Origin of the sequence: Actinomadura fibrosa (genome assembly GCF_900659615.1) — a bacterium.
Classification (GTDB): domain Bacteria; phylum Actinomycetota; class Actinomycetes; order Streptosporangiales; family Streptosporangiaceae; genus Spirillospora; species Spirillospora fibrosa.
In genome coordinates this window covers 1-25,522 of record NZ_CAACUY010000092.1, presented here as the reverse complement: position 1 = coordinate 25,522, position 25,522 = coordinate 1, and the positions used below count along the sequence as shown (strand labels likewise).

The following is a 25,522-nucleotide window of genomic DNA, read 5'->3' as shown; positions in this document are numbered from 1 at the left end:
AGACCTCCACCGCGACCTCGACAGCGATAGAACGCGATTTCAGAACCCGGCGCGACTACCGGGGGCCTGTTCCTCGTGGACGGCGGCGCTCACACCATTCACTGACCGCGCTTCGGCGCTCCGTGAGCGACCGCCGGGGCGGGTTCGCAGGGCCGGAAGAGCTCAGCGGTCCCGGCCCCCGCGTCCGGCCCCGCCACCGTGCCACGGCCCGCGGATCTCGCCGGGACGCCCGGAGCGCAGGCGCTCGCCGCCATGGCGTGGGCCTTGAACGCGCGCGCCGCGGTGCTGAGCCGGTGCGGCGCACCCGTCCGGGCGTCGTCCCCGCCCCACAGCAGGACCTCCACCGGGGCGTCGCCGAGCGCCGCCACCATCCGGCGGATGTTCGAGCGGCCCCAGTACAGGTCGGCGCTGATGGCGAGCACGTGCGGGCGCGGGTCGCGCGCGGGCATGGCGAGCGCGCTCTCCAGGCGCATGTGCCGGGCTCCGAGGATGCGCAGCGGGCGCGGGTCGGCCATGTCGTCGGTCAGGACGGTGACGTCCCACCCGGCCGTGGCGTGGTCGAACAGCCACCCGCCGGCGGAGCGCACCGCCTCGGGGACGCTGGGCGACACGGCGACGAGCCGCCGCCGCAGCGGGAGGCGGGAGGCGGGGGCGGCCGCCGGGCGGGCGATCCGGTGCGCTCGCCGGACGCCTGGGTCAGCGGGATCGATGGGTCGAGCAGCCATGATGTCCCTATTCCGTCGAGAGGCCTCGCCTCGCCGGAAGCGCGGCGCACGGTCGCCGACCGTCCGCCGGGCCCCTTCCGGGCGACCGCCATCCGGGTGACCTACTGAACACAAGTTAGGTTGGTTCGGCGACGGTGACAAGGGTCACGCATTCGCTTCCGGATATCCGGCGAGAGGAGGCTTCTCCGGACCAGAGAGAAAATATCTCGTAACGTACTGCGCACACCGGCGTTCACGGAAGGGCTATTATCGCCGCCGTGCAGTAAGGTTCTTGACATGGCATCGAAGATGGACCCGCCCGCGGCGCCTCCCGGCGGCGAACCCGCCTGGAAGCAGCGCGCGGTCGAACGCTCCACCAAGGCGGCGAAGCTCCGCGCCGAGCAGCGCGTCGAGCGCTTCCTGGACGCCGCCCAGGCCATCATCACCGAGAAGGGCGGCACCGACTTCACCGTCCAGGAGATCGTCGACCGTTCCCGCCAGTCCCTGCGCAGCTTCTACCAGCACTTCGACGGGAAGCACGAGCTGCTGCTCGCCCTGTTCGAGGACGCCCTGCGCCGCGCCACCGACCAGATCCGGGCCGCCGCGTCCGGGCACCCCGACCCCCTGGACCGGCTCCGCGTCGCGGTCGAGCTCCTGTTCGAGCTGTCCCGGCCCGACCCGGCGGCCCAGCGCCCGCTGTTCACCGACTTCGCCCCGCAGCTGCTCCTCAGCCACCCCGCCGAGGTGAAGGTCGCCCACGCGCCGCTGCTGGCGCTGCTCACCGAGCTGGCGACCGAGGCCGAGGAGGCGGGCCGGCTGCGCGCGGGCATGGTGCCGCGCCGCGCGGCCGCGCTGACGATGCAGACGGTCATGTTCGTCGCCCAGTCCAGCGGCGTCTCCGACGAGGACGGCGGGAACCCCCTGACCGCCGGCGAGGTCTGGGAATTCTGCGCGAAGGGCTTCGCTGGAATTGATTGCACCGCCCTCGACGTCGGGCCTTGAAGGCCCTCCTTCAACGGGCGCTGCGGCGATCGCTGCATCGCTCCGGCTCGCCCAGGGCTCGCTGCGCGATCAGGTTCTCGCACGCTCGAACCCGGCTTCGCACGCGATCGCAACGCCTGCACTGGCGCCGCCCCTCCCGAACGCGGCGGGGTTTCGCACGCATATCTCGCGAGAGTATGGTTCTCGGATCGGGAAGGAATATTTCCGTCCGTGATCCGCGCAGGAGGGCGATGCCGTCGTGAAACTGGCCACCGACGCCGAGGTCGAGGACTTCCGGGCCGCGTTCGCGGCGTTCCTGGACGAGCACCTGCCGAGCGAGGCGGAGGCCGTGCCGCGGCCGCGGTCGAGCGCCGACGTCCCGCCGTGGGCGCGGCGCTGGCAGCGGAGGCTGTTCGACGCCGGCTGGCTGGTGCCGGGCAACCCGCCCGAGTACGGCGGGCGCTGCGCGACGCTGCCGCAGCAGCTCGCCCACCTGGAGGAGCTCTCCCGCAGGCGGATCTACCAGAGCTTCAACCCGCAGGGCATCGGGATCATCGCCGCGTCGGTGCTGACGTTCGGCACCGAGGAGCAGAAGCGGGACTGGGCCGTCCCGATCCTGCGCGGCGACATGACCGCCGCGCTCGGGATGAGCGAGCCCGGCGCCGGCTCGGACCTCGCCGGGCTGCGGACCCGCGCGGTCCTCGACGGCGACGCGTTCGTGGTGAACGGGCAGAAGGTCTGGACGTCGGGCGCCCACCACGCCGACGTGCTGCTGACGTTCGTCCGGACCGACCCGGACGCGCCCAAGCACAAGGGCATCAGCGTCCTGCTCATCCCCACGGCGGCGGAGGGGGTGGTCCGCCGCCCGTTCGGCTCCATCGCCTCCCCCGACGACCTCGACTTCAACGAGGTGTTCTTCACCGACGTCCGGGTGCCCGCGAAGAACCTGATCGGCGAGCTGAACAAGGGATGGACGGTCGCCCACGGCTCCCTGGGCCACGAGCGGACGCTGCTCTGGCTCAGCTTCGCCGAGCGGATGGAGGACATCCTCCGGGACGCGCCCAGCGACCAGGAGTGGTACGCCACCCTCCGGATGGACCTCCAGGCGCTCCGCCTGCTGGGCTACCGGCAGCTCGGCCCGGACCGGGACGCGGCGGAGCTGTCGGTGCTGAAGCTCCTCGGCTCCGAGGCCGTCCAGCGGGCCGGCCTGCACGCGCTGGAGGAGCGCGGCGCCGAGGCGCTAGCGCATCCGGCGTCCACCGCCCCGCCCAACCACATGAGCGTCGACCTGTTCACGTCGAGCTGGTTCGAGCGCTACGCCCGCAGTTTCGCCGGGACGATCGCCGGCGGCACCTCGGAGATCCAGCGCAACATCATCGCCGAGCGCCTCCTCGGCCTGCCCCGCCGCTGACGTCCGCGAGGAGACGCCGATGCGCTTCGTCCTCCACCTCCCGGAGCCGGGCGGCCCGGACGGCGACGGCCTCGAACCGGGCCCGCTGCGCGACGCGGCGGTCGCGCCCTACCGGAACCCGTTCCCGCTCGCCAAGGCCGCCGCGACGCTGGACCGGCTGTCGGGCGGGCGGCTGACGCTCGGGCTCGGCACCGGCTACCAGAAGAGCGAGTTCCGCGCGCTCGGGTGGGCATGGACGAGCGCAACGCCCTGTTCGACGAGGCGCTGGACGTCCTGCCGCCGCACTGGAGCGGCGAGCCGTTCAGCCACGAGGGACGGCACTTCAGCGCCCGGGACGTGATAGCGCGGCCGCGGCCCGTCCAGGACCCCGTGCCGGTCTGGATCGGCGGCAACTCCGTTCCGGGGAGGTCGCGGACGTGTCGACACGCTCGACGGTCTCGGCGCGGATCCCGGCGTGCGCGGCTGATCCGAGGCCGCCGCTCAGCCGGGTTCGCGGTGGAGCAGCAGGTCGCAGTGGCGGAAGGTCTCGACGCCCTGCCAGGCGTCGTCCGGGAGCGCGGCCGCGGCGAGGGCCTGCGCCTTGAAGGCGCGCGCCGCCCGGCTCGGCCGGTGGCACACCGGCCCGGCCGCGTCGTCGAGGTCGGTGGCGCAGTCGCCGCCCCAGAGCCGCACCTCGGCCGTCCCGCCGCCGAGGGCGTCGAGGACGAGCCGCCGCACGCGCGCGTCCGAGCGGTACAGGCCCTCGTGGACCGCGAGGGCGCGCGGGCGCGGGATCCGCAGCGGGCAGGCCAGCACCGTCTCCAGGCGGGCCGCGCGGGCGCCGAGGATCCGCAGCGGCCGGGTGCCGGCGCCGCCCGCGGTGAGGACGGTGACGTCCCAGCCGGCCGACACGCGGTCGAACAGCCAGCCGCCGGCCAGCCGCACCGCCTCGGCGGGGTCCGGCGCGAGCACGACGAGCCGCCGCCTCAGGGTGCGTCGGAAGCCGGGACGGCCAGCTGCCGGGCGAGCGACGCAACGTACTCCTGGAACACCCGCTCCAGGGGAATCGAAGGGTCGAGCAACCATGACGACTCAATCCCGTTGAGGAAGGCGAGGATCTCCACGGCCTTGACGGCCGGGTCCACGTCGGCGCGGTACCGGCCGGCGCGCTGGCCCCGCCTGATGCCGTCGGCGACGAGCTTCAGGGTGAGGCGCTGACGTTCGAGGAAGCGCTCGTGCAGCGGCGCCTCCGGGTCGATGCTCTCGGTCTGCAGGACGACGAACATGCCGACCAGGTCGGGGGCCTCCGTGTAGCGCACGGCGCTCCAGAGCAGCTGCGCGAAGACGTCGCCGAACGGGTCGAACTTGGCGGTGTCGTAGGCGTCGCGGGCGTCGAGGACCGCGTGCAGGAGCCGCTCCTTCGAGGAGAAGTGGTGGAGCAGCCCCGCGGTGGTGACCCCGGCCTCGCGGGCGATCTGCCCGAGCGTGGTGCCGCGGGACCCGTTGCGGGCCAGCAGCCGCTGCGCCGCGGTGAGGATCCGCTGCCTGCGGTCCTCGCCCTTGGCCAGAAGCGCGTCGTACGGCCGTTGAGCGGTCACGCGTTCCTCTCTCCGGGCAACCTACCGAGTGCACAGTAGGTCGTTCGGGCGGTGCGCCGCAACGTCCCATAACGGCCATGTCCCGTGGCGCGCCCGTCCTGTCCGCCGGAGGCGATCGCGCCGCGGCGGGGCTCCCATGCCCACCGGTTCACATGCGGCAAGACGCGTCTCTGTCTTGACAATGACATTCTCTTGGACGTCCAATAGTCTTCTCCAACGTCGGAACGATCGATACCACCACGCCCACCCCGCGAGACGACGGAGAGCACCGCATGCGAGGACTCCGAGGAGGCCGGCCGTGACCGCGGCCCGGACCGTTCCGGCCCGCCGCCGGGCCGCCGTCCCCGGGGCGGCGCACCTGCGGGGCTTCCTGTTCGGCTGGCTGGAGCAGGCGGGCGTGCTCATCGCCATCACGCTGGAGGGTTTCCGCAAGACGTGGGCGGTGCGCCGCTGGGCGGGCGAGTACGTCGAGCAGTGCTGGTTCATCGCGCGTGTCACCACGCTGCCGGTGATGCTGATCGCGCTGCCCCTCGGCGGGACGATCGCGCTTCAGGTGGGGCAGATCGTCCGGCAGATCGGCGCGGAGTCGGGCACCGGCGCGACCGTCGTCCAGGCCCTGGTCACGCAGGTCGCGCCGGTCGCCGCGGCGCTGCTGATCTCGGGCGCCGGCGGCTCGGCCATGACGTCCGACATCGGCTCGCGCCGCATCCGCGACGAGCTGGACGCGCTGGAGGTCATGGGCATCAACCCCGTCCACCGGCTGGTGACGCCCCGGCTGTGGGCGGCCAGCACGGTGGGGGTGATGCTCTGCTCCCTCATCATCCTCGCCGGGGTCGTCGGCGGGTTCTTCTTCAACGTCGTGCGGGAGGGCGTCACGCCCGGCTCGTACTTCGACGGCGCGACGTCGCTGCTGCGGCTCTCCGATCTCACGGTCACGCTGTTCAAGGCGTGGGTGTTCGGGTTCATCGCCGCGTCGGTGTCCTGCTGGAAGGGCATGACCTGCGGCTACGGGCCGAGCGGCGTGGGACGGGCGGTCAACCAGGCCGTGGTGGTCGCGGCGCTGCTGGTGTTCGCCGCCAACTACGTGATCTCGACGCTGGCCTACACCCTCTTCCCCCCGAGGATCTGATGCAGCCCGTCATCCCCTACCGCGCCGCCGGCCTGCTCCGCCGGCTCCGGCCCGCGCGCCCGCCGGAGTTCCTGGAGTTCTGCGTCTTCAGCGGCATGGTCGCGCACCACATGGTGACCGGTGTCGGGCGCGGCAAGTACCTGCGGACGGTCCTGCGCCAGATGAGCGACATCATCGCGGGCGTCGGCGCGGTCGTCGTCGGCCTCGGCATGGTCACCGTCGTGTTCTTCATGTCGTTCTTCACCGGCACGACGGTCGGCCTCCAGGCCATCCCCGGGCTCCAGCGCGTCGGCGTCCAGTCGCTCGCCGGGATCATCGCGAGCTACGCCAACGTCCGCGAGGTGACCCCGATCATCGCGGGCGTCGCCCTCGTGCTCCAGCTCGGCGCGTCCTTCACCGCCGAGCTCGGGGCGATGCGGATCTCCGAGGAGATCGACGCCATGGAGGTCATGGGCATCAACTCGCTGGCCTACCTCGTGTGCACGCGGCTCGCCGCGACGCTCGCCGCGCTCGTCCCGCTGTACCTGCTCGCGCTGTTCGCCAGCTTCTTCGCCACCCGGCTGATCTCGGTCGGCTTCTTCGGCATCTCGCCCGGCATCTACGACTACTACTTCCACCTCTACCTGCCGCCGATCGACGTGTTCTACAGCGTCGTGAAGGTGGTCGTCTTCACGGTGATCATCGTGCTCATCCACTGCTACCGGGGCTTCAACGCCAAGGGCGGCCCGGTCGGCGTCGGGCTGGCGACCGGCCGGGCCATCCGCGAGTCCATGGTGACGATCATCATGGTCAACCTGCTGCTGTCGTACATCTTCTGGGGCGACGGCGGGACGGTGAGCCTCACCGGATGAGGACCACCGACCTGTCGCCGCGCACCCGGTTCCGCTACGGCGCCCTCGGCGCCGCGGGGATCGCGGGGCTCCTCGTGCTGTCCTACCTCGGGACCCGCGACACCCATCCCGGCGCCAGCCACCTGCACGCGGTCTTCGGGCGCGCGGGCGAGGGGCTCGACACCCACTCCGCCGTCAAGGTCCGCGGCGTCAAGGTCGGCGGGGTGTCGGCGGTGCGGCTGACCCCGGACGGCAGGGCGCGGGTCACGCTCCGGCTGGACCGCGGCGTCAAGGCGCCCGCCGGGTCCGAGGCCGCCGTGGTGCCGCTGTCGGTGTTCGGGCCCAAGTACATCGACCTGCGGCCCGGGACGGGCGAGGGCACCGGCCCGTTCCTGCCCGACGGCGCGACGATCGCGAAGACGGCGGACCCGCAGGAGCTCACCGACGTCGCCGCGCCCGCCGTGCACCTCTTCGACGCGATCGCCCCGCAGGACCTGGCGACCATCCTCGACACGCTGAACGGCGGGCTGGACGGGCGCGGCGAGGAGGTCGGCGGCCTGATCGACGACTCGGCGAAGCTGCTGAACGCCACGGCGGGGCGCAGCGGCGACCTCGGGCGGCTCGTCGACGACGGCGGGGCCGTGCTCGGCACCGCCGCCGACCACGCGGCCGAGATCGGCGGCATCGCGGCCGACCTCAACACCGTCCTGCCCGCGATGACCGGCGACCGCGCGCAGTTCGAGCGGCTCCTCGCGGGGCTGGACGGCTCGGCGCGCACCCTCGACGGGATCCTGCGCGCCGACCCGGGCGCGGCCGGGCGGGTCGTCGACGCGGCCTCGCCCGCGACCGGGGTGCTGTACCGGTACCGCTCCTACTTCCCCGACCTGATCAGCAGCTCGGGCTCGGTGCTGACCCAGCTCACCGGCATCGCCCGCGCGCCGGGCCCGCACAACACCCTGCTCTCGCGCGTGACGATCCACATCGACCCGAGCGACGCGCTGTGCGACGCGCTGCCGGGGCTCTGCTCGCCGATCGAGCCGGCCGTCCCGAACAAGCCGGACCCCGGCGCGGCGAAGGGAGGGGGATGATGCGCCGCCTTCTCCGGGGGCGCGGGCGGCCCGGCCGCCGCACCGACCTGGATCCGCGCGCCCTGCGCGGGTTCGTCGCGTTCGCGGCCGTCACCACCGCCCTGACGGTCTTCATGGCCTTCCGCATCGTCGGCGCCGACTTCGGCTCCGACCTGCGGCTGCGCGCCGTGTTCGACGACGTCAACGGGCTGCGGGACGGCGACCGCGTCAAGATCGCGGGCAGCCCGGTCGGCCGGGTGACGTCGGTGAAGGTCGTCGACGGGCGCGCCGTCGTGTCGATGAGCGTCCGGTCGTCGCTGCGGATCCCGGACGACTCCTCGGCCGCCATCCGCTGGCGCGACCTCATCGGCGAGCGCGAGGTCTACATCGAGCCCGGCACCAGCACCGCCATGGCCCGGGACGGGCAGCGGCTGACCCGGACGCGCTCGGCGGTGGACCTCGGCGCGCTGATCAACGACCTCGGCCCGCTGGTCGGCGGCATCGACCCCGGCGAGATCAACAAGATCCTCCAGGCGTTCGCGGTCGCCCTGGACGGCAACCAGGCCCGCGTCGACCAGATCACCACCAACCTCGCGGCGCTGCTGCGCGTCCTCGGCTCGCGCAGCGGCACGATCGAGCGGATGATCGGCGACTACCGGACGGTCACCGGCGCGCTCGCCGCCCGCGACCGGCAGATCGCGCAGACGATCGGCAGCCTCACCGAGCTGACCCGCGCGTTCGCGCAGGACCGCGCCGTCCTCGGCACGGCCGCGACCCGGCTCGGAAGCGTCACCGCGAACCTGGACGCGGTCCTCGGCTCGTCCGCGCCGGAGCTCGGCCGCGCGGTCGACGGGACCGCGAGCCTGCTGGAGCTCACCCGCCGCGAGATGGGCACGATCGACAAGATGATCCAGCGGCTGCCGGCCGCGCTCCAGGCGCTGCTGACGCTGATGGACGGCGGCCACTTCCTGCGCGGCAACGCGCTCTGCATGAACGTGGTGCACACCGACACCTGCCCGTTCCCCGAGAACCTGCCGCCGCCGCCCGCCGTCGGGCCGGGCGGCGTGAACGGCGGGACGGCGACCGGCGGGACGGCGACCGGCGCGCCCGCGATCAGCCCGGAGGCGGCCCGCCTCACCACCGACCAGCAGCAGATGTTCTCGGCCATGGTCCGCATGGTGTTCCTCGGCGGCCAGAACGGGGTGAAGTGATGGACCGCTGGAGGGGATTCTTCGCCCGGTCGTTCCGCGACCGGAACCCGCTCGCACTGGCCGCGGTCACGATCCCGCTGGTCGGCGCCGTGCTGCTCGCGACGTACGCCTACGGCGGCCTCGGCCTGTTCCAGCGCGGATACACGGTCAGCGGCGTGTTCGCCGGGACGGGCGGCCTCCAGCGCGGCAGCGAGGTGCAGCTCGCGGGCGTCAAGGTCGGCGAGGTCACCGGGATCCGGCCGGACTTCGGCCGCGGCCAGGTCGTCATCACCTGGAAGGTCGATCCGGGCATCCGGCTCGGCCGGCGGATGCACGCCGACATCCGGCTGTCGAACCTGCTGGGCGGCCAGTACATCAAGCTGTCCGGCCCGGTCGCCGGGCCGGACCTGCGGTCGCTGCCGTCCGCCCGGCGGCGCGTCCCGCTGGAGCGGACCAGCGTCCCCTACACGCTGAACAGCTCGCTCGACAACGCGTCCACCCTCGCGGGACGGCTCGACGCCGCGTCGGTCGACAAGCTGCTGGGCGCCGCCGCGAAGGTCAAGCTGCCGTCGCGGCGGGAGCTCGCCACCATGCTCGCCGACCTGCGGCGCGTCAGCGCCACGCTGAACGACTCCTTCCCGCAGGTCGCCGCCATCATCGCCAACAGCGGCAAGCTCAGCGGGACCCTGGCCGCCAAGGACACCCAGCTCGCCCAGCTCCTCGCCTACAGCGACAGCCTCCTGAAGGAGCTGGTGCGCCGCCGCGACGACCTCGCCACCGCGATCGGCAGCGGCAGCCGCGTCGTCCGCAGCCTCGACAGGGTCCTCACCGACCACCAGAAGCAGCTGAACACCGTCCTCAACGACTTCCACCTCGCCACGCGGACGCTCACCGGCGACAACCTCCCGTCGCTGAACGTCGCCCTCGCCTGGTTCGGGCCCGCCTTCTACGGGCTGAGCACGAGCGGCAGCCGCGAGGGGCGCTGGATGGAGGGCGGCTTCGTCGGCTTCGGCCCGGTCCAGCCCGGCGTCGTCGGGCCGCAGCCCAACTTCAACCCGCCCAACTACCCGCTGGTGCCGCCGGAAGGGGTCAAGTGACGCCACCGCTCCGCCCCCTCGCGGCGGCCGCCACCGCGGCCGTCCTCGCCGTCGCGCTCGGATCGTGCTCGGTCCTCGGCGGGCCGTTCGCCGGGACGTCCGGGTACCGCGTCACCGCCTACTTCACCAAGGCCGTGTCCTTCTACCCCGGGTCCCGGGTGCAGGTCATGGGCGTCAACGTGGGACGGGTCGACTCGGTGACCCCCGAGAACGGGCAGGTCCGCGTGGTCGCCACCGTCGACCGCGGCGTGCCGCTGCCCGCCACCGCGACGGCGGCGATCGTGCCGCTCAGCCTGATCGGCGAGCGCACCCTCACCTTCTCCCCCGCCTGGCGCCCCGGCATGCCGAGGCTCCCCGAGGGCGCCGTGCTGCGCACCGACCGGACACGCGTCCCCGTCGAGGTCAACGAGGCCCTCCAGTCGTTCGGCAAGCTCCTCGACAGCTTCGACCCCGCCAAGGCCGACACCGTGCTCGGCAACGCCGCCGGGACGCTCGACGGCAACGGCGCCGCGTTCAACCAGGCCTTCCAGCAGGCGGGACGGCTCGTCAACGACCTCGCCGGGCAGGACGAGGAGCTGCTGAAGGCCGCCCGGAACCTCAACCGCCTCGCCGCGGTCGTCCGCGGCCGGGAGAAGACCCTCGGCTCGCTGGTGAGCGGCTTCTCCCAGGCCTCGCGGATGCTGGCCGAGGAGCGGGCCGACATCCAGACGCTGGTCACGTCGGTCGCCGACCTCGCCAGGCGCGGCGACGTCCTCGTCAAGCTGCACCGCGAGACCCTGCCGGGCGACCTCGCGCGGACCGCGCAGGTCGCCCTGCTGCTCAAGGGCAGCGCGGAGAGCCTCGGCGGCCTGCTGCGCGCGCTGCCCGGCCTCGGCTTCCAGTTCGTCAACGCCTACGACCCGGAGCGCAGGGCGATCACGCTCCGGGTCGGCCTCGACAACTTCGCCCGGTCCTACCTGGCCGCGGCGCTGAAGGAGCCGACGATCAACGCGAACGTGCCGTGCCCGCTGCCGCCCCCCTACTCCAACTGCCAGGAGGGACCGTGAGACTCCTCTCCGCCGCCGGGGCGCTCGCGCTCTGCGGCGCGCTGGGCGGCTGCTCCGTCCAGACCCTCCACGCGCCGAAGGGCCCGCTCGTCCTCACCGCCGACTTCACCGACGTGCAGAACCTCGTCGCCGGGCACAGCGTCAAGGTCGCCGACGTCGCCGTCGGATCGGTCACGAAGGTCGCCCTCGTCGGCTCCGGACCCGGCTACCGGTCCCGGGTGACGATGAGCATCAGGAAGGGCGTCCGGATCCCGGCCGGGACGAGCGCGAAGGTGACCGTCACCTCGCTGCTCGGCGAGAACTACGTCCAGCTCCAGCCGCCGCCCGGCCACCGCCTCGACCAGGGGCCCTTCCTCGCGTCGCGCGCGCGGATCTCGGCGACCGGCACGAGCCCCGGGTTCGAGGACATCGTCGGCCGCGCGGGCCCGCTCGTCGGCGCGCTCGCCGACGGGGACGCCCCCGGCCTCGTGCACACCGCGAGCACCGCGTTCGCCGGGCGCGGCCCCCGGCTCAAGGAGATGATCGGGGACGCCGGGACGCTGACCGCCGCCCTCGGCGAGCGCCGGGAGCGGCTCGGCCGGGCCGTGGACGACCTCGCGAAGCTCGGCAGGGAGCTCGCGAAGCACGACGACGACCTGCGGGAGCTGCCCGGGCGGCTGGCCACCGCGACCCGCACGCTCGCCGACGACCGGGAGCGGGTCCTCGCCGCCGTGCGGTCGCTGTCGGAGCTGGCGCGGACCCTCAACGACACCGTCCTCGTCGGGCGGACCGACCGCCTCCGCCGGATGATCGAGGAGATCGGACCGACGTTCCAGGTCCTCGCCGCCGGCCGCACCCGGCTCGACACGCTCATCACGCGGGTCGAGGAGTTCGTGCACCGGATGCCCCGGCAGGTCTACAACGGGCAGCTCCTCACCTATCCCGTCATCGAGTTCGACGGCGGCGGCCGGCCCGCCGGGACGCGGTCCCCCGCGACGCTCGACGAGCTCGTCCAGATGATCAGGCCGCGCCGGTGACCCGCCGCGTCCGGGTCAACCTGGCCGTCTTCGCGCTGCTGGCGGCCGTCCTCGGCGTGTGGGCGGTCCGCAACGTGCTGCGGTTCGAGGCGTTCTCGCACCCGTACCGGATCAGCGCCCGGTTCGCCACCTCGCCCGGCCTCCAGCCGGGGTTCGACGTGACCTACCTCGGCGTCGCCGTCGGCAAGATCCACTCGGTCCGGCTGGACGGCCGGTCGGTGCTCGTGCGGATGTCCATCGACCGGGGCCGGCGGATCCCGCGGGACGTCCGCGCCGCCGCCGCGCTCAAGTCCGCGATCGGCGAGCCGTACGTGGACCTGGAGCCCGCCGCCGGCGCGGGCGGCGGCCCGCCCATGCGGCCCGGCGAGGTCATCCCGCTGTCGCGGACCAGCGTGTCGGAGACCTACGGCGACCTGTTCGCCTCGGTCACCAAGGCGATCAACGGCCTCGACCCCGGCGACCTGCGCACCGTCACGCGCGAGCTCGCGCGCGGCCTGGACGGGCGCGGCGACACCCTCCGGATGACCGTGGACGGCGGGTCGCGGCTCGCGTCAGCCTTCGCCGCCGAGACCGGCACGATCGACCAGCTCATCACCAACCTCGGCGCGCTGACCAGGGTCCTCGCCGCCCACCGCGGCGACCTCGGCACCGGCATCGCCGGCACCGCGCAGGTCACCTCCTCGCTCGCCGAGGTGGACGACTCGCTCCGGCAGCTGCGCGACACCGCGCCCGGCCTGCTGGAGCGCACCGCCGCGCTGCTGCGGGACTCGCGGCCCGCGACACGGTGCCTGCTGAGCGCGCTCGGCGCGGCGCTGCCGGCGGCGCTCACCGACCGCAACGTCCGCGACCTCGAAGAGGGCCTGCGCTGGTCGCCGCAGCTCGCGTCGGCGATGAAGGGCGTGCTGACCTACCACAACGGCGACCCGAACCTGAACATCACGTTCATCATCACCCCCACGCCCGTGAAGACGGTCGTGGAGTACAAGAGCCTGGCGCCGCTCCCGGCCATCCCGCCGATCCCCGCCTGCCCGGGCGTCAGCCTGCCCAAGCAGCAGATCCCGCCGATGTCCGGTGGGAAGGGCTCGGCGGAGGACGCGCGGGCCGCCTCGTCCGGCGAACCGGCCGGGAACGGCACCGTCCCGGCCCGCACGACCGCGAACGACACCCACCGCGACCCGATGGCGTGGCTGATCTGCATACCGCCCGTCATCGCGGGGCTGATCCTGCTCAGGGTCCTCATCGGCACGCTCAGGACGGCCGGGCGCCCGCTCTGGAGGAGAAGAAGATGACAACGACCACCCGCGGCACCGAGGCGGGCGAGCGGGACGTCCCGGTCGTCTACGAGTACGCCTCCGCGAACCTCGTCATCGAGGAGTGCGAGACCGGCACCGCGTGCGGGGACCCGCCGCGCGGCGGCGGCGCCGACGCGGGCGGACGGAGGGCGCCCGGCCGGAGGGGCGCGACGGTCCCGAAGGCCCCGGCCACGGTGTGGGTGGCATCCCTCGCCAAGGAGCCCCCCGGCGAGCCCGCCGGGAAGCCCCCCGGCAAGCGTCCCGGCAAGGCTTCGGGGAATTCGGGGAAGCGGTCGCGCAGGCGCTTCACCAAGGTCTCCGCCCTCCGCCGCGCCGAGAGGACCGGGGACGGCGCGCCGCCGAAGCGGTCCAGGGTTCGGGGCGCGCTGTGGGCCGTCCCCGCCGTCGTCGCGGTCGCGCTGGCCGTGCTGCTGGCCCTCGTCTGGCGGGAGAACGGGTCGCTGTCGGACGAGGCGGACCAGCGGCGCGAGCTGAGCGGCGCCGCGGGCCGGGTCGCCGCGACCTTCTTCAACTGGGACCACCAGCACATGGACCAGTCCTTCGCCGCGAAGTACCGGCTGCTCACCCCGGCCGCCGCGGACGCGATCAAGCCGACCGCCGGCACGCTCACCGAGTACTTCCGGACGAACAAGGTCAGCTCGAAGGCCGTGGTGAACGGCGTCTACCCGGGCGAGGCGAAGCGCGGCGGCGCGACCGTCGTGGTCGTCATCAACACGAAGGTCACCACGGCGACCACGATCCAGTCCAACACCGGCGCGACGCTCGCGCTGAACATGAAGCGCGTCGGGGGGCGGTGGCTCGCCGAGAACATCACCCTGCTCGCCTCCGGCGTGGAGTCGACCACCGACCAGAACGGCAAGCCGCTGGCGAAGGGCAAGGGCTCCGGCACCGGCGCGGGCACCGGCACGCTGCCCGGCACCGTCCCGTCGTCCAAGCCCTGATTTCCGTCCCGCGCCCCTCGGCACACGGGGGCGAGAATGATATTCTCATCAAGCGCGAGCATTAATCTCAGCAGAGGAGCCGCCCATGCCCACCGGCACCGCCGGAAGCCGGTCGCACATCCTCAGGGAGCTCGGCCTGAGCGCCGTGCGGGACGGCGGCGGGGGCATGCGCGGGTCGGCCCCGGTCACGCCGCCGATGCACGTGCCGGGGACCCCGCGGCTGCGGACGTCCATCCTCGCCACCTGGGCCGACACGCTGACCGGCCTCCTCGCGGCGGACGCCCTCGCGCCCCGGGTGCCGGTCACCGTGGACCTCGACGTGCACCTCTTCCGGCCCGCGCCGGAGTCCGGGACCGTGCTGGCGGCCGCCCGGACCCTCAAGGCCGGCCGCTCCATCGTCGTCGCGGACGTCGAGTTCGCCTCGGCGCGCGGCGAGCCGTTCGCGGTCGCGACGGGGTCGTTCGTGTCCGCGCCCGATCCGGCGCTGCGGCTGCCCGAGCGGCTCACCCTCGACGCGCCGCCGCCGGAGCAGCGGCTCGCCGTCCCGCTGGCCGAGCGGGCGGGCTGCCGCCGGACGGGGCCGGGCACGGCGGTGCTCCCCCGGTCGGGCGACGGGCTCAACGCGTCCGGCACGGTCAACGGCGGGCTCATCGCGCTGGCCGCGGAGGAGGCGGTCCTGTCGCTGGCGCCCGGCACGGCGCTGTGCTCGCTCCACCTGCGCTACCTCCAGCCCGTCCGCGTCGGGCCGGTGGTCGCCACCGCCCGGCCGCACGGCGGGCTCGCCCGCGTCGACGTGCGCGACGCGGGCGGCGGCGACCGGCTCTCGGTCGCCGCCACCGCCAGGACCGAGGCGGCCCGGTGACCCCGGCGCCGCCGGACGCATCCCGCGGAGAGGCGGCCGGCCCGTGAACCTCGACCTCACCGACGACCAGGAGGCGCTGCGCGCCACCCTCCGCGACTTCTTCGGCAAGGAGTCGCCTCCCGAGGCCGTCCGGGCCGCGGAGCCGCTCGGCTTCGACGCGTCCCTGTGGCGGAAGGCGGTCGGGCTGGGGCTGCCGTCGATCGCCGTCCCAGCGGAGCGCGGCGGCGGCGGTGCCGGGTCGGTGGAGCTGGCGCTCGCCGCCGAGGCCGCCGGGTGGTCGGTGGCGCCGGTGCCGCTCGTCGAGGCGGCGGTCGCGAACGACCTGCTCGTCTCGCTGCCCCGGGCCGCCGTCCCGGAGCCGCTGGCGGCGCGGGCCGTCGCGGGCGACCTCGCGGCGACGGTCGCGCTGCGCCCGGCGGACGGGGACGTCGCGCGCCTGGTCCCGGCGGGCGCGGTGGCCGACCTGGTCATCGCCCTGCGCGGCGAGGAGCTGCTCGCCGTGGAGGCGGCGGGCGGGACGCGCGGCGCCGTCCCGAACCTGGGGTCCATGCCGAACCTCGGGTCCATGCCCGTCGCCGACCGCCGCCTGGACGAGGGCGAGGCGACCGTGCTCGCGACCGGCGCGGACGCGCTCGCCGCGCACGGCCGCGCGGTGCTCCACTGGCGGCTGCTCACCGCGGCGGCGCTCGCGGGCGTCGCGGCGAAGGCGCTCGGCCTCGGCCTCGGCTACGTCGCGCACCGCCGGGCGTTCGGCACGCTGATCGGCTCGTTCCAGACCGTCCAGCACCGCCTGGCGGACGACGCGACCGCGCTCGAAGGGGCCCGGCTGCTCGCCTACGAGGCCGCCTGGGCGCGCAACGCCGGCCTGCCGGAGGCGGACGCGCTCGCCGAGATGGCGTTCCTGTTCGCGTCGGAGACCGCCTTCCGGACGGCGTCCGACAGCCTCCACTTCCACGGCGGCTACGGCTACACCCTCGAATACGACATCCAGCTGTACTTCCGGCGCGCCAAGGCCTGGCCGCTGCTCGCCGGCGACCGCGCCGCCGCCTACGCCGCGCTGGCCCGCCGCCTGTACGGCCGCCCGTACGGCACGGGCCGGGACGACGCGTCAGAAGGCCGGCCGGGGCCGGCGACGGACACGGAAGGCTGACGATGGACTTCGCCGAACCCGACGAGCTGGCCGCCCACCGCGCGGCGGCCCGGGAGTGGGCCGACGCCAACGTGCGCCCGGAATGGGTGGCCGAGCAGCTCCGCAGCGGCTGCCACCAGACCCCGGAGCTGCACGCGCTGTTCGCGCGCGACGGGCTGCTCGCGGCGGGCTGGGCGCCGGAGTACGGCGGCGGCGACGTCTCCCCCGGCTTCGCGCAGGCCGTCTTCGAGGAGTGCACGCGGCGCGGCCTGCACTTCGACGGCTGGTCGACGACGACCATGGTGATCCGCACGATCGAGCACGTCGGCACCGAGGAACAGAAGCGCGCGTACATCCCCGCGGCGCTGCGCGGCGAGCTGCTGGCCGCGCTCGGCTACAGCGAGCCCGACTCCGGCTCGGACGTGGCCGCGGCGCGGACCACCGCCGTCCGGGACGGCGACGGATGGGTCATCGACGGCCAGAAGATGTTCACCAGCACCGCCCAGGTGTGCAGCCACGTCTTCGTGCTCGCCCGCACGGACCCGGACGCCGCCAAGCACAAGGGCCTGTCGCTCTTCCTCGTCCCGACCGGCGTCCCCGGGTACGAGCGCCGGCCGATTCACACGCTCGGCGGCCAGGTCACCAACGCCACCTTCTACACGGGCGTGCGCGTGCCCGGCTCGGCCCTGATCGGCGGGGTGAACGACGGGTGGAACGTCATGAAGGTGGCGCTGGTGTACGAGCGGGGCGTCGGCAACCCGGGGACGATGCGCAAGGGCCTGGCCGGGAAGCTGGGGGCGTGGGCGAGCGCGACGCGCCGCCCCGACGGGAGCCGCGTCCTTGACGACCCGTCGGCCGCCGAGCGCATCGGCCGGATGGCCGTGGACGAGGAGGTCTCCCGCCTCCTCGGCCTCTGGATGAACTGGCGCGCCGCGAAGGGCGGCGTCCCGGGCGTCGAGGGGACGATGAGCAAGCTGTTCTACAGCGAGGCGTCGCAGCGGCACTACAGCGACGCCCTCGACATCCTCGGCGCGGCGGGCGTGCTCGCGCCGGACGCGCCCGGGGCGCCCGCCGGTGGCGCGTTCGAGCGGGACTTCCGGGCCGCGGTGGTCACCACCATCTACGGCGGGGCCAGCGAGGTCCTGCGGGACGTCATCGCCGAGCGGCATCTCGGCCTGCCCCGCAACCGCCCCGGGAAGGGCGGCCCGTGATGACCGGAACCGGTCACCCGCGTCCCCTCCCGGCGGCGGCCTTGACCCGCCGCGCGAATGGAGGCTAAGCAAGTGCTCAGCAATGCTGAGCGACTGCCCAGCATCATGCGATCGACAGCGCCCCGCCCCGCACGCCGGCGGCGGACCGCGCGCACGGCCCGGGAGGCCCCGTGAGACACCCCACCCCAGGCGAACCACCTCGCGGCGAGCCCGCTCGCCGCGCCGCCCCACCGCACCGCGCCGCACAGGACCGCACCGCACAGGACCGCGCCGCGCGGGCGGGGCGGTGAGCGCGGTGCGGGCCGCCGCCGCCCGCTACGCCGGGACGCGCGTGCCCCGGGTGGAGGACGCGCGGCTCCTGACCGGGCACGGAACGTTCGTGGACGACGTCGTCCGGCCCGGCATGGTGCACGCGTGCTTCGTCCGCAGCCCGCTGGCCCGCGCCCGGATCACCGGGATCGACGCCACGGCGGCGCTGGAGCTCGACGGGGTCCACGCCGTGTTCCTCGCCGACGACCTGAACCCGGGCGTGCACGAGCAGTGGTACACGCTGATCGGCCGCGACGTCCCGGACACGCCCCGCCCCCCGCTGGCCCGGGACGAGGTGCGGTTCGTCGGCGACCCGGTCGCGATGGTCGTCGCCGACGACCGCTACCTCGCCGAGGACGCCGCCGAGCTGGTGGAGGTCGACTACGAGCCGCTCCCGCCGGTCGTGGACTACGTCACCGCGCGCGAGTCGGACGACCTCGTCCACGAGGGCTATCCGCGCAACGTGGCGGGCGAGCTCGCCGCCCGGCCCGCGGAAGAGCTCGCGCCGATCTTCGACGCGGCGGCGCACGTGGTCGAGGCGACGATCTACCAGCAGGCGTACGCGCAGGTGCCGATGGAGACGCGGGGGCTGGTCGCGGAGTGGTCGGCGGCCACCGGCGAGCTGACGCTGTGGGCGGCGACCCAGTCGCCGCACGAGGTGCGGCTGTTCTGCTCCCGGCTGCTCGGCGTCGACGAGCACCGGGTGCGGGTCGTGATGCGCGACACCGGCGGCGGGTTCGGGCAGAAGGTGGCGCCGCAGCGCGAGGACATGTGCGTCATGCTCGCCGCGCCGAAGGTGCCGGGGCCGCTGAAGTGGATCGAGGACCGGCGGGAGAACCTCCTCGCCGCCGGGAAGTCGCGCCACGAGCACGCCGACGCGCGGATCGCGTTCGACTCCGAGGGAAAGATCCTCGCCGCCTCGATCGACTACGTCCAGGACGTCGGGGCCTACCCGACGCCGTGGCCGGTGGGCACCGCCGCGGCGGTCGGCATGTTCTTCCCCGGCCCGTACCGGGTGCCCGACGCCACGTTCACCTCGACGTGCGTGTTCTCCAACACCTCCGGGCGCACCGCGTACCGCGGCCCCTGGCAGTTCGAGTCGGTGACGCGCGAGGTGCTGCTGGACGCCGCCGCCCGCCGGATGGGCGTCGACCCGGCCGAGCTGCGCCGCCGCAACCTGATCCGCCGCGAGGACCTGCCGTACACCAACCCCAACGGGATGCCCTACGACGACATCTCCCCCATGGAGACGTTCGAGCAGGCGCTGAAGATACTGGACTACGGCGCGTTCCGCAGAGAGCAGGAGCGGGCCCGCGCCGAGGGCCGCTACCTCGGCGTCGGCACCTGCACCTACGTCGAGCCGACGACGGCCGCGATGGCGCTGCACGCGACCGAGGGCGCGACGATCCGGATCGAGCCGTCCGGCAAGGTCAACGTGTACGTCTCCGGCGGGTCCAGCGGCAACAGCATCGAGACCACCGTCGTCCAGCTCACCGCCGACGCGCTCGGCGTGGACATCGCCGACGTCAGCACCGTGCAGGGCGACACCGCGGTCACGCCGTTCGGGGGCGGCGCGGCGGGCAGCCGCTCCGGCTCGATGACCGCGGGCGCGGTCGCGGAGACGGCGTCCGTCCTGCGCGAGCGGATCACGGCGATCGCCGCGCACCGCCTGGAGGCCGCGGCCGAGGACATCGAGCTGGCGGGCGGCCGGGCCTCGGTCCGCGGGGTCCCGTCGGCCGGGGTGACGCTCGCGGAGATCGCGAACCTCGCCTACTTCGAGCCCGCGAGCCTCCCGCCCGGCGTCCCGGCGGGCCTGGAGGCGAGCGGCCGCTACTCCCCGGAGCACCCGATCATCTGGGCCAACGCCACGCACGTGTCCACCTGCGAGGTCGACCCGCGGGCCGGGCGGGTGACCCTGCTCCGGCACATCGTCAGCGAGGACTGCGGACCCATGATCAATCCGAGCGTGGTGGAGGGCCAGATCGCGGGCGGCACCGTCCAGGGCATCGGCGGGGTGCTGTACGAGCACCTCGCCTACGACGCGGACGGCAACCCCGTCACCACGACGCTGATGGACTACCTGCTGCCCACGGCCGCCGAGGTGCCCGGCATCGAGTACGGGCACGTCGAGACGCCGGGCCCCGGCCCCGGCGGCTACAAGGGCGCCGGGGAGGGCGGCGCGATCGGCGCCCCGCCCGCGGTGATCAACGCGGTCGCCGACGCGCTCGCGCCCTTCGGCGTGGAGATCACGCGGCTGCCGCTGACCCCGGAGGCGATCGTCGCGCTGGTCCGCGAGGCGCGGCGGGAGGTGGCGCCGTGAAGGCCGCCGCGTTCGGCTACCACGCCCCCGAGGGCGCCGCGGAGGCCGTGTCCCTGCTCGCCGGTCTGGGCGAGGACGCCAAGCCGATCGCGGGCGGGCAGAGCCTCGTCCCGATGCTCGCGCTCCGCCTCGCCATGCCGGAGCACCTGGTCGACCTGCGCCGCGCGGACGACCTGCGCGGCGTCGAGCGGCGGAACGGGGACCTGTGGATCGGCGCGATGACCAGCCAGGCGGCGATCGAGGGGTCCGCCGCCGTGGCCCGCGACGTCCCGCTGCTGGCCCGCGCCACCCCGCTGATCGGGCACTTCCAGATCCGCAACCGCGGCACGCTCGGCGGGTCGCTGTCCCACGGGGACGCCGCCGCCGAGTACCCGGCCGTGGCCCTCGCCCTCGGCGCGCGGTTCGAGGTGCTGTCGCCCCGCGGCCGCCGCACCGTGGCGGCCGCGGACTTCTTCACCGGCGTCTACGAGACGGACCTGGCCGAGGACGAGATCCTCACCGGCGCCGCGTTCCCCGTCCGGCGGGACCGCTCCGGGTTCGCGGTCGAGGAGTTCGCCCGGCGGCGCGGCGACTTCGCGATCGCGGGCGCCGCCGTCGCCGTGGAGCTCGACCCCGGCGGGCGGGTGGCGCGCTGCGGCATCGGCCTGTTCGGCCTCGGCTCGACGCCGCTGCGCGCCGCGGCCGACACGTTCGACGCGCTCGGCGCCCGTCCCTGGGCCGAGCGCGCCCACCGGGAACTGCGGGCCTCCGGCGAGACCCGGCGCAGCGTGGCGTTCGGGATCGACCAGCTCACCCCGCAGGAACTCCAGGTCGCCCGACTGGTGGCGCAAGGCCTGAGCAACCGGGAGATCGGCGAGCGGCTCTTCCTGTCCCCGCGGACGATCGGCTCCCACCTCTACCGGATCTACCCGAAGGCAGGCGTCGGCTCCCGCACCGAGCTCGCGACCGTGATCGTCGGCAGCGACCCCGACTGACGCGGCGAAGGCAACCCGGAATCCCTCCGAGGTGACGCAGAGCCCTGCTCCCGGCCGCGATGAATCGATGCAGTACCTTCCCGACCGTGGACGGGATCGTGGGCACCATGGCGACGGCGGCGGGCATGTTCGCGGGGACGAACGTGGACGACCTCATCGTCCTGACGGTGCTCTTCCTGTCCTCACGCGCCACCGGCCGGCCTCGCGCTTGGCAGATCTGGGGCGGCCAGGGCGCGGGGATCGCGGTCCTGGTGCTCGTGTCCGTGATCGCCGCGCTCGGCCTGACGATCGTCCCGGACGACTGGGTCGGGCTGCTCGGACTGCTCCCCCTCGCGCTCGGCGTCAAAGCCCTGGTCGCCGCCGTCCGCGCCCGCGGCGGCGAGGACACCGCCCCGCCGGCCGTCGCGACCGGCCTGCTGTCGGTCGCCGGAGTGACCATCGCCAACGGAGCCGACAACGTCTCCGTCTACACCCCCGTCTTCCGGACCGTCGGCACCGCGGCCACGGCCGTCACCATCGGCGTGTTCGCGGTCGGAGTCGTCCTGTGGTGCCTGGCCGGCTCCTGGCTCGGCTCGCACACGAGGGTCATCGCGATCGTCGAGCGCTACGGCCAGTGGCTCGTCCCCGCCGTCTTCATCACCATCGGCACCCTCATCATCGCCACGTCCGGCGTCCTGCCGAGGCTGTTCTGACCGCGGTGGACGCCCGCCGCCGTCACCCGCTCGGATCGTCCCGCGCTCAAGGCCGCTACGGGCCCGTGAGTCGTTGGGCGCCCTGCTTGGCCTGATCCGCGGGAATGGCGAACCCGATGCCGATCGAGCCGCTGTTCTCGCCCTGCGCCAGGGTCGCGATCGCGGTGTCGACCCCGATGACCTCACCGCGCGCGTTGACCAGCGGGCCGCCGGAGTTGCCCGGGTTGATGGACGCGTCGGTCTGCAACGCGGTGCCGCCCGCGCCGCCGCCCATGCGCACCCGCCGGTTGAGCGCGCTGACGATGCCGCTGGTCACGGTGCCTTGCAGGCCGAGCGGCGAGCCGAGCGCCAGCACCGGTTCGCCGACCCGCACGTCCGCGGACCGGCCGAACGCCAACGGCGCCGGACTCCGTCCCGCGGGAATCGCCAGCACCGCCAGATCCGCCGCGCGGTCGGCCCCGACGACCCGCGCCGCGACACGGCGCCGGTTGGCCAGCACGACGGTGACCTGCCGTCCGCCCTGGATGACGTGCGCGTTGGTCAGCAGATGGCCGCGCCGGTCGATCACGAACCCCGAACCGGTGGCCCCCGAGTTCCCCGACCGCACCTCGATCGACACCACGCTCGGCTGCACCCGCGCCGCCACCCCGCTCAGATCGCCGCCCGCGCCGGCCCCTCCGGTCGCCGATACCGAGGACGTCGCGGGCGCGGGCGTCCCGGCGGTCAGCCGCCCGGCCACGGCCCCCGCCGCCGCGCCGGCCACCAACGCCGCGAGCACGGCCGCCACGACGCCCCGGCCGACCCCGCCGCCGCCCCGGCGCGGCTCGTCGAAGCCGGACGACGCCCACGGGTCGGAGGGCATCGGACGTCCGACCCGATCGTCCTGCGGCCACGCGCGGGGAGACGGAGCCGACGGATAACCGGAGACACGCTGGTCGTCCATCCCGTACCGGACGTCGTCGCGCAGCCCGTACGGTGCGGTCATCCACTCGGCGTCGTACCGGGAGTCGGCCTGCGGGGGATAACTCATGAAGCTCCTCGCACTCATCGGTCACCGATAAGTACTCCGCTCCACCCGTGCCCCGTTCAAATGGCCGCAGGAAAACCGCGACGAATCCGCGCTGCGGACAGGCTGCCTGCCTTAGTTCCTGCGGCTGTAGTCGAGGAACAGGGTGCCGTTGGTGCCTCGCTCCAGGTCGCGCAGCTTCCATTGCTGGAGGCTGCCGCCTTGGAACACGCGGTTCCCGTGGCCGACCACTGCGGGGGCAACGACCAGCCGGAGCTCGTCGAGGAGTTCGGCGTGCAGCAGCGCGCGGGCCAGAGTGATGCTCCCGTGGACGCCGATGTCACGTCCGGGCCGCTGCTTCAGTTCGGTCACGTAGTCGTGCAGCGACGTGGTGACCGGAGTGCTGTTCGCCCAGTCCTGAGTGAGATCAGTGGACGTGACGACGTGCTTCTGAGTGCCGTTGATGAAGCTGGCGAAGGGCTCGAAATCCGACTTCGGCCAGTGCCCGGCCCAGTAGTCGTAGGTCCCGCGGCCCAGCACGACGTCGTCCTGGGTCTCGATGACCCTGCCGAGGTACGAGATCAGCTGGGGGCCGTCATCGGCGAGCCAGTCGCCGTCCTCGTGGGCGATCCCGTCGAGGGACATCAGGTGGTAGAGCACGACTTTGCGCATGTCTTCTCCGATCTGGTTCCCATCCAGGATGTCGGCGTCACCGGCCGGGCACATGGGGCCGATGCCTTAGGCGAGGCGTCGTGCCCTCTTTAGTTCCGTGGCGCCGAAAACGGGTTGCCGCGATCGGCGGACGGCGGCCACGGTGGGGATCATGCTCGACGACGCGCAGATCAACGCCTTCATCGAGGACGGCTTCGTCCGCATCGACGAGGCCTTCCCGAGGGAGATCGCGGACGAGTGCCGCGGCATCATCTGGCGGGACATCGATGCCGACCCGCACGATCCGGCCACCTGGCCGCGTCCGGTGATCACGCGTCCCGACTACGCGCACGAACCGTTCAGGGCCGCGGCCAACACGCCCCGCCTGCACGCCGCGTTCGACGATCTCGTGGGCCCGGGACGCTGGACACCGCGCACCGGCCTGGGCGGCTTCGTGATCCGGTTCCCCAGTGCCGAGACAGCCGTCATCGACACCTGGCACATCGACGTCAGCTTCCCCGGCGACGATCTGGACGCGGGTTCCACCGACTACATGAGGTGGCGCGCGAACATCGAGTCCAAGGACTGCGCACTGCGGATGTTCTTCCTCTTCTCCGACGTGGGAGACCAGGACGCGCCCACCCGCCTGCGCATCGGCTCGCACCTGGACGCCGCGCGCGTCCTGGAACCGGAAGGCGAGGCCGGACTGGACGCCAGGGAACTCGGACGGCGCGCGGAGGCCGCCACCACGCACCGGCCCATCGCCCACGCAACGGGTAACGCTGGTGATGTCTACCTTTGCCACCCGTTCCTGGTTCACGCCGGCCAGCCTCACCACGGCACCACGCCGCGCTTCCTCGGCCAGCCCAAGCTCGACCCCTCTCAGCCGCTCGACCTCGACCGCCGGGACGGGGCCTTCTCGCCAGTGGAGATCGCCATCAGACGCGGACGCGGCAGGACCCGGAATGGTCGGCGCCAGGGCTGAGCACGCCGCGGACGGCGGGCCGTCGTGTGATCGCTACTCTGCGTGTACGTGTTTTCACGGATGCCCGCGGGCCCGGAGAAGTGACACCCTGTAGTCAACAGGATCCCTAACGTGAGGACCCGGGTTCTCGGAGGGAGAGGCCGATCATGCTTTCCGGTACCCGCCTGGCTCTGGCCGCCGTGACGGCGGGCGTGGCCATGGTCCCCGTCACCTCGTCCGACTTCGCGCTGGCCGGTTCGGCCGCGCAGGTACGGTCCGGCGGCCGGTCTCCGCTCGCGGGCTGGGAGATCGAGGGGAAGTACTGGACTCACGACGGCTGCGTCACGGCGGGCTACCAGGGCCAGGAGCGCGGAGACTGGAGCAGGTTCCAATGCCGCGCGGGCACTCTCCAATGGGTCCTCTGGATCCTTCGGCCCTGACCGGGCGTCGGATCGCGGCCCGTGTGCCTGCCCGGCGCCCCTTCGTTCCGCTACGGGACGTGTTCATGGCGGGCCGGCGTCACGCGGCGGCAGAGGCCGCGGACGAGGACGGTCCGGCGCAGCAAGGGGTGCGGCGCAAGGCGGTGCATCTCATGGTGGCGCTGCGCCTGACGAGCGCGATCGCGGGCGCGGTGGTCGCGCTGATGGCCGTGGACTCGGTGGCGCGGCCCGGCTGGACGCTCGGGTGCGTGGCCGTGCTGCTGGTGTGGGCTGCGATCTTCACCGCGGTCCTGCTGCGGCGGGGGCCCTTGACTCGGGTGCTGGTGGTCGACGTCGTGGTGGTGGCCGGCCTCTGCCTGTCGCAGTCGTGGGTCGCCCCGGCACAGGTGCTGCGGGCCAGTGCCGGGACGGGCTGGGTGGACATCGTCGTCAGCAGCGGGGTCTTCCTCGTCCAGTTCGGGTCGCGGCAGCCGTTCGGGCTGGGAGTCGCGGTCGTCGTCGCCTTCGTGTACATGGTCGGCGCGCCGGGACCGCGGGAGGCGCCGGTCGTGCTGGTGGTGCAGGGCCTGCTGGCCGCGGTGCTCGCCGGCCTGCTGCGCCGCGAGGCGAGGGGCGCCGACCGCGAGCTGGCCGAGCGGTCGCGGGCGGTCGCGGACGCGGCG

At 73.8% G+C, this 25,522-nt stretch carries 25 protein-coding genes and 1 pseudogene; 21 read left to right on the top strand and 5 right to left on the bottom strand.

Features of this window, described 5'->3' with window-relative positions:
* Nucleotides 1-98: 98 nt before the first annotated feature.
* Entirely contained in the window at nt 99-725 is a 627-nt protein-coding gene (locus tag E1300_RS26855; protein ID WP_207399972.1) for a hypothetical protein, read from the bottom strand.
* 276 nt (nt 726-1,001) lie between these two features.
* Between E1300_RS26855 and E1300_RS26850 the strand changes: the two genes are divergently transcribed.
* The 3 genes and pseudogenes from E1300_RS26850 to E1300_RS26840 form a co-directional block, all read left to right on the top strand.
* Nucleotides 1,002-1,706 (top strand): TetR/AcrR family transcriptional regulator, encoded by a 705-nt coding sequence (locus E1300_RS26850; protein ID WP_165503018.1) that lies wholly within the window; start codon nt 1,002-1,004, stop codon nt 1,704-1,706.
* Nucleotides 1,707-1,944: 238 nt separating this feature from the next.
* Nucleotides 1,945-3,096: an acyl-CoA dehydrogenase family protein gene (locus E1300_RS26845; RefSeq protein WP_131759850.1), complete on the top strand. Its 1,152-nt coding sequence runs from the start codon at nt 1,945-1,947 to the stop codon at nt 3,094-3,096.
* Between the two features lie 19 nt (nt 3,097-3,115).
* Nucleotides 3,116-3,465 (top strand): annotated as a pseudogene (locus E1300_RS26840) (LLM class flavin-dependent oxidoreductase); the annotation flags it as partial.
* Nucleotides 3,466-3,576: 111 nt separating this feature from the next.
* On the opposite strand, the gene E1300_RS26830 reads toward E1300_RS26840, so the two are convergent.
* On the bottom strand, nt 3,577-4,047 hold the full coding sequence (locus tag E1300_RS26830; protein WP_207399971.1) for a hypothetical protein: 471 nt from the start codon (nt 4,045-4,047) through the stop codon (nt 3,577-3,579).
* A 14-nt stretch (nt 4,048-4,061) separates the two neighbouring features.
* Nucleotides 4,062-4,673 carry a TetR/AcrR family transcriptional regulator gene (locus E1300_RS26825; protein WP_131759848.1) on the bottom strand — a complete coding sequence of 204 codons (612 nt, stop codon included), beginning with the start codon at nt 4,671-4,673 and terminating at the stop codon, nt 4,062-4,064.
* A 298-nt stretch (nt 4,674-4,971) separates the two neighbouring features.
* On the opposite strand from E1300_RS26825, the gene E1300_RS26820 reads away from it, so the two are divergent.
* The 15 genes from E1300_RS26820 to E1300_RS26750 all read left to right on the top strand — a co-directional run bounded on the left by E1300_RS26820 (nt 4,972) and on the right by E1300_RS26750 (nt 21,799).
* A complete protein-coding gene (locus E1300_RS26820) occupies nt 4,972-5,802 on the top strand; it encodes an MlaE family ABC transporter permease (RefSeq protein ID WP_306440678.1) in 831 nt (276 codons plus the stop codon).
* Nucleotides 5,802-6,653, top strand: coding sequence for an ABC transporter permease (locus E1300_RS26815; protein ID WP_131759846.1), 852 nt, complete (start codon nt 5,802-5,804; stop codon nt 6,651-6,653). The genes E1300_RS26820 and E1300_RS26815 overlap by 1 nt, the downstream gene beginning before the upstream one ends.
* Nucleotides 6,650-7,720 (top strand): MCE family protein, encoded by a 1,071-nt coding sequence (locus E1300_RS26810; RefSeq protein WP_131759845.1) that lies wholly within the window; start codon nt 6,650-6,652, stop codon nt 7,718-7,720. Before E1300_RS26815 ends, E1300_RS26810 begins: the two co-directional genes overlap by 4 nt.
* Nucleotides 7,720-8,910 carry an MCE family protein gene (locus E1300_RS26805; protein ID WP_165503017.1) on the top strand — a complete coding sequence of 397 codons (1,191 nt, stop codon included), beginning with the start codon at nt 7,720-7,722 and terminating at the stop codon, nt 8,908-8,910. Before E1300_RS26810 ends, E1300_RS26805 begins: the two co-directional genes overlap by 1 nt.
* Nucleotides 8,910-9,986, top strand: a complete 1,077-nt coding sequence (locus tag E1300_RS26800; RefSeq protein WP_131759843.1) for an MlaD family protein — start codon at nt 8,910-8,912, stop codon at nt 9,984-9,986. The genes E1300_RS26805 and E1300_RS26800 overlap by 1 nt, the downstream gene beginning before the upstream one ends.
* On the top strand, nt 9,983-11,032 hold the full coding sequence (locus E1300_RS26795; protein WP_131759842.1) for an MCE family protein: 1,050 nt from the start codon (nt 9,983-9,985) through the stop codon (nt 11,030-11,032). Before E1300_RS26800 ends, E1300_RS26795 begins: the two co-directional genes overlap by 4 nt.
* Nucleotides 11,029-12,048: an MCE family protein gene (locus E1300_RS26790; protein ID WP_165503016.1), complete on the top strand. Its 1,020-nt coding sequence runs from the start codon at nt 11,029-11,031 to the stop codon at nt 12,046-12,048. Before E1300_RS26795 ends, E1300_RS26790 begins: the two co-directional genes overlap by 4 nt.
* Entirely contained in the window at nt 12,045-13,337 is a 1,293-nt protein-coding gene (locus tag E1300_RS26785) for an MCE family protein (RefSeq protein WP_131759840.1), read from the top strand. Before E1300_RS26790 ends, E1300_RS26785 begins: the two co-directional genes overlap by 4 nt.
* Nucleotides 13,334-14,302, top strand: coding sequence for a hypothetical protein (locus E1300_RS26780; RefSeq protein ID WP_131759839.1), 969 nt, complete (start codon nt 13,334-13,336; stop codon nt 14,300-14,302). Before E1300_RS26785 ends, E1300_RS26780 begins: the two co-directional genes overlap by 4 nt.
* A gap of 85 nt (nt 14,303-14,387) precedes the next feature.
* Nucleotides 14,388-15,164: a PaaI family thioesterase gene (locus tag E1300_RS26775; protein WP_131759838.1), complete on the top strand. Its 777-nt coding sequence runs from the start codon at nt 14,388-14,390 to the stop codon at nt 15,162-15,164.
* Between the two features lie 43 nt (nt 15,165-15,207).
* A complete protein-coding gene (locus E1300_RS26770) occupies nt 15,208-16,314 on the top strand; it encodes an acyl-CoA dehydrogenase family protein (protein ID WP_131759837.1) in 1,107 nt (368 codons plus the stop codon).
* Between the two features lie 2 nt (nt 16,315-16,316).
* Complete coding sequence (locus E1300_RS26765; RefSeq protein ID WP_131759836.1) at nt 16,317-17,504, top strand: acyl-CoA dehydrogenase family protein; 1,188 nt, start codon at nt 16,317-16,319, stop codon at nt 17,502-17,504.
* Nucleotides 17,505-17,790: 286 nt separating this feature from the next.
* Nucleotides 17,791-20,133: a xanthine dehydrogenase family protein molybdopterin-binding subunit gene (locus E1300_RS26760; protein ID WP_131759835.1), complete on the top strand. Its 2,343-nt coding sequence runs from the start codon at nt 17,791-17,793 to the stop codon at nt 20,131-20,133.
* Nucleotides 20,130-21,107 carry an FAD binding domain-containing protein gene (locus E1300_RS53525; protein WP_131759834.1) on the top strand — a complete coding sequence of 326 codons (978 nt, stop codon included), beginning with the start codon at nt 20,130-20,132 and terminating at the stop codon, nt 21,105-21,107. Before E1300_RS26760 ends, E1300_RS53525 begins: the two co-directional genes overlap by 4 nt.
* Before the next feature lie 86 nt (nt 21,108-21,193).
* The gene (locus E1300_RS26750; protein WP_207399970.1) at nt 21,194-21,799 is read left to right on the top strand and encodes a cadmium resistance transporter; all 606 of its coding nucleotides are present in this window, start codon (nt 21,194-21,196) and stop codon (nt 21,797-21,799) included.
* 55 nt (nt 21,800-21,854) lie between these two features.
* On the opposite strand, the gene E1300_RS26745 is transcribed toward E1300_RS26750, so the two are convergent.
* Both E1300_RS26745 and E1300_RS26740 read right to left on the bottom strand, forming a co-directional pair.
* Nucleotides 21,855-22,829 carry a S1C family serine protease gene (locus E1300_RS26745; protein ID WP_207399969.1) on the bottom strand — a complete coding sequence of 325 codons (975 nt, stop codon included), beginning with the start codon at nt 22,827-22,829 and terminating at the stop codon, nt 21,855-21,857.
* Nucleotides 22,830-22,940: 111 nt separating this feature from the next.
* Entirely contained in the window at nt 22,941-23,477 is a 537-nt protein-coding gene (locus E1300_RS26740) for a dihydrofolate reductase family protein (RefSeq protein WP_131759832.1), read from the bottom strand.
* Between the two features lie 151 nt (nt 23,478-23,628).
* On the opposite strand from E1300_RS26740, the gene E1300_RS26735 reads away from it, so the two are divergent.
* From E1300_RS26735 to E1300_RS26725, 3 genes are all read left to right on the top strand, one after another.
* Nucleotides 23,629-24,441 carry a phytanoyl-CoA dioxygenase family protein gene (locus E1300_RS26735; protein ID WP_131759831.1) on the top strand — a complete coding sequence of 271 codons (813 nt, stop codon included), beginning with the start codon at nt 23,629-23,631 and terminating at the stop codon, nt 24,439-24,441.
* A gap of 146 nt (nt 24,442-24,587) precedes the next feature.
* A complete protein-coding gene (locus E1300_RS26730; RefSeq protein WP_131759830.1) occupies nt 24,588-24,860 on the top strand; it encodes a hypothetical protein in 273 nt (90 codons plus the stop codon).
* A gap of 65 nt (nt 24,861-24,925) precedes the next feature.
* A partial coding sequence (locus E1300_RS26725; RefSeq protein ID WP_131759829.1) for a hypothetical protein occupies nt 24,926-25,522 on the top strand: 597 nt, incomplete at its 3' end.

Coding starts and splice junctions, on each gene's coding strand:
- E1300_RS26855 (WP_207399972.1), bottom strand. CDS start 725: ATGGCTGCTCGACCCATCGATCCCGCTGACCCAGGCGTCCGGCGAGCG.
- E1300_RS26850 (WP_165503018.1), top strand. CDS start 1,002: ATGGCATCGAAGATGGACCCGCCCGCGGCGCCTCCCGGCGGCGAACCC.
- E1300_RS26815 (WP_131759846.1), top strand. CDS start 5,802: ATGCAGCCCGTCATCCCCTACCGCGCCGCCGGCCTGCTCCGCCGGCTC.
- E1300_RS26810 (WP_131759845.1), top strand. CDS start 6,650: ATGAGGACCACCGACCTGTCGCCGCGCACCCGGTTCCGCTACGGCGCC.
- E1300_RS26805 (WP_165503017.1), top strand. CDS start 7,720: ATGCGCCGCCTTCTCCGGGGGCGCGGGCGGCCCGGCCGCCGCACCGAC.
- E1300_RS26800 (WP_131759843.1), top strand. CDS start 8,910: ATGGACCGCTGGAGGGGATTCTTCGCCCGGTCGTTCCGCGACCGGAAC.
- E1300_RS26780 (WP_131759839.1), top strand. CDS start 13,334: ATGACAACGACCACCCGCGGCACCGAGGCGGGCGAGCGGGACGTCCCG.
- E1300_RS26775 (WP_131759838.1), top strand. CDS start 14,388: ATGCCCACCGGCACCGCCGGAAGCCGGTCGCACATCCTCAGGGAGCTC.
- E1300_RS26765 (WP_131759836.1), top strand. CDS start 16,317: ATGGACTTCGCCGAACCCGACGAGCTGGCCGCCCACCGCGCGGCGGCC.
- E1300_RS26745 (WP_207399969.1), bottom strand. CDS start 22,829: ATGAGTTATCCCCCGCAGGCCGACTCCCGGTACGACGCCGAGTGGATG.
- E1300_RS26740 (WP_131759832.1), bottom strand. CDS start 23,477: ATGCGCAAAGTCGTGCTCTACCACCTGATGTCCCTCGACGGGATCGCC.
- E1300_RS26735 (WP_131759831.1), top strand. CDS start 23,629: ATGCTCGACGACGCGCAGATCAACGCCTTCATCGAGGACGGCTTCGTC.
- E1300_RS26730 (WP_131759830.1), top strand. CDS start 24,588: ATGCTTTCCGGTACCCGCCTGGCTCTGGCCGCCGTGACGGCGGGCGTG.